Source organism: Streptomyces glomeratus, from assembly GCF_021462825.1.
GTDB lineage: Bacteria > Actinomycetota > Actinomycetes > Streptomycetales > Streptomycetaceae > Streptomyces > Streptomyces glomeratus.
The window spans coordinates 1-2,480 of record NZ_JAKEEB010000088.1 but is presented as its reverse complement, the minus strand read 5'-3'; the positions used below and the strand labels follow the sequence as shown (position 1 = coordinate 2,480).

Below are 2,480 nucleotides of genomic sequence, written 5' to 3'. Positions count from 1 at the left end.
AAGGGGTGCTCGGCGACCGGCATCAGCTCGACATGGGTGAAGCCCAGGTCCTTCACATACGCGGGCAGCTGTTCGGCTAGCTGCCGGTACGTCAGCCCCGGCCGCCAGGACGGCAGATGCACCTCGTACACCGAGAACGGCGCCTCGTGGACGGGAGTGTCCGCACGGCGGGCCATCCATTCCCGGTCGTCCCACAGGTACGCCGACTCGGTGACGACCGACGCGGTCGCAGGCGGCACCTCCGTGCGGCGGGCCATGGGGTCCGCGCGCACGGTGCGGGTGCCGTCGGGCCGTGTGATGTCGAACTTGTACAGCGTTCCGGAGCCGATCCCGGGCACGAACAGCTCCCACACCCCGGACGAGCCGAGCGAGCGCATCGGGTGGGCACGGCCGTCCCAGTGGCAGAAGTCCCCGCAGACCCTGACCCCTCGGGCGTTCGGTGCCCACACCGTGAAGCGGGTTCCGGTCACGCCTTGGTGGGTGATCGGATGGGCCCCGAGGACCCTCCACAGCTGCTCGTGGCGTCCCTCGCCGATGAGGTGCAGGTCCAGCTCGCCGAGGGCGGGCAGGAAGCGGTAGGGATCGTCGGTCTCCAGCACGGACTCCTCGTAGGCCACGAGGAGCCGGTACGCCGCTACCTCCCGCAGCGGCAGCAGGGCCGAGAAGAACCCCTCGCCATCGTCGTGCAGCTCGGCCCAGGCGCCGTCCATGACGACGGTGACCGAGAGTGCGCAGGGCTTCAGGACACGGAACGCGACTCCGCCGGGCACCGGATGGGCGCCGAGCACCGCGTGCGGATCGTGGTGCGCGCCCGCCAGCAGCCGCTCCCGGTCGCCGGGCTCCGCCGGTGCGGCACTCGGCGTGCCCAGCTGTGGGGAGCAGAGCGGCGGTTCGGGTGCGGTGGGGACGGTCACGGTGTCAGCCTCCTCAGAGCGGGGCGTTCGGCGAGGCGCGCGATCGCCGCCATCGGTACGGGCAGCCAGTCGGGGCGGTGCCGGGCCTCGTACAGCACCTCGTACACCGCGCGGTCGGTCTCGTAGGCACGCAGCAGCTCCGGTTCGGAGCGGGGATCCCAGCCGGCCTCGGCGGCGTAGCCCGCGCAGTAGGCCTCCCGGCACCGCAGCGCCCACTCCGGGCGCCAGGGCCGGCGGGCGTGGGCGGCGTAGTCGAAGGAGCGGAGCATGCCCGCCACATCGCGCACCGGGGACTGGACGCGGCGCCGTTCGGGCAGCGGGCGGGCCGGCTCACCCTCGAAGTCGATCACGTGCCACTGCCGTTCGGCCCGCAGCACCTGGCCCAGGTGCAGATCGCCGTGGATGCGCTGCGCGGGCCGGGCTGAGTCGAGGGCCGCCGGCTCGGTGAACGCGGACCACAGTCCGGACGCGTAGGGCAGCAGTTCCGGTACGGCGTGCAGGGCGTCTCTCAGCCGGTCCGCCATGCCGCCGGCGAGCCGCTCGCTGTGGGGCGGCCCCTGGGACTCGACGGGGAACGCGGCTGCGAGGGCCAGGTGCACCTCGGCCGTGGCCTGTCCCATCTCGTAGGCCTCCTCGGTGAACTCCCGGCCGGCCGCGAGTGCGGCCAGCGCCTGCGTCCATCCGTCGTCGGCGCCGTGCAGGAACGGCTGGAGCACGCCGAGGGTCGCGGCCCACGGGCTGGACGTGCGGAACCAGGCCACCGGGGCGAGGACGCGGGTGCAGCCCTGCCGGGCCAGGGCCCAGGGCACTTCCAGGTCCGGGTTGATGCCGGGCCGCACACGGCGGAACAGTTTCAGGATGTAGGCATCCCCGTAGACCAGGGAGGAGTTGGACTGCTCCGCTTCGAGGAGACGCGGGGCGAGGCCGGCGGGGATCGTCACTCTTCCGTCGCGTTCGAAGCGCAGGGCTCCCGCGCTGCCCCGTGTGCGCAGCCGTTCCAGGAGCAGGGACGCCGAGCGCGGGTCATGGAGGGCGTCGTACACGAGCAGCCCGGTCAACGGGCCCTCGCTGACGTGTCCGAGCACGGCCGGGGAATGCCGGTGGGTCACGAAGTCACCGAAGCCGAGGATCAGTTGGTAGCAGTCGCGGACCGGAGTCGCGCCCGGTGTGCTGCTCGCCGACAGCTCGGGGTATTCGGCGCGGATCAGCAGATGCAGGCAGTCGGGGTGCAGCTCCGTCACCGACAGCAGCGCCAGGTCCGTGACGGGACGTCCCTTGCCGGCGAACCAGCGCTGACGCGGCAGCCAGGTGCGCAGCAGACCGGACAGCGAGGGCAGGAGCGCGGCGGGGCCGAGGCTGTCCGGGCGGAGGGTTGCGGTCTGGGTCTTGGGCATCGCGTCGCGTCCTTTCCGTCCGGGGCGGCCGAGGGAGCAGCGGCCTTGAGTCAACCGGCCACGACGAGATTCACCTTGGTGGCCTGAGGGACGTTCTTGCGGAGCCGGAACCAGTAGAAGCCGTGGCCTGCGAGGGTGAGCAGGTAGGGGAGTTCGCCGATGGCGGGGAAGC

2 protein-coding genes are annotated in these 2,480 nt (G+C 72.4%); both read right to left on the bottom strand.

Annotated features, from left to right (window positions below; translation table 11 throughout):
* On the bottom strand, positions 1 to 869 hold an 869-nt coding region (locus LZ604_RS35405; RefSeq protein WP_443732475.1), incomplete at its 3' end, for a GlgB N-terminal domain-containing protein.
* 41 nt (positions 870 to 910) lie between these two features.
* Positions 911 to 2,308 carry a maltokinase N-terminal cap-like domain-containing protein gene (locus LZ604_RS35400; protein ID WP_234520334.1) on the bottom strand — a complete coding sequence of 466 codons (1,398 nt, stop codon included), beginning with the start codon at positions 2,306 to 2,308 and terminating at the stop codon, positions 911 to 913.
* Positions 2,309 to 2,480: the final 172 nt, after the last annotated feature.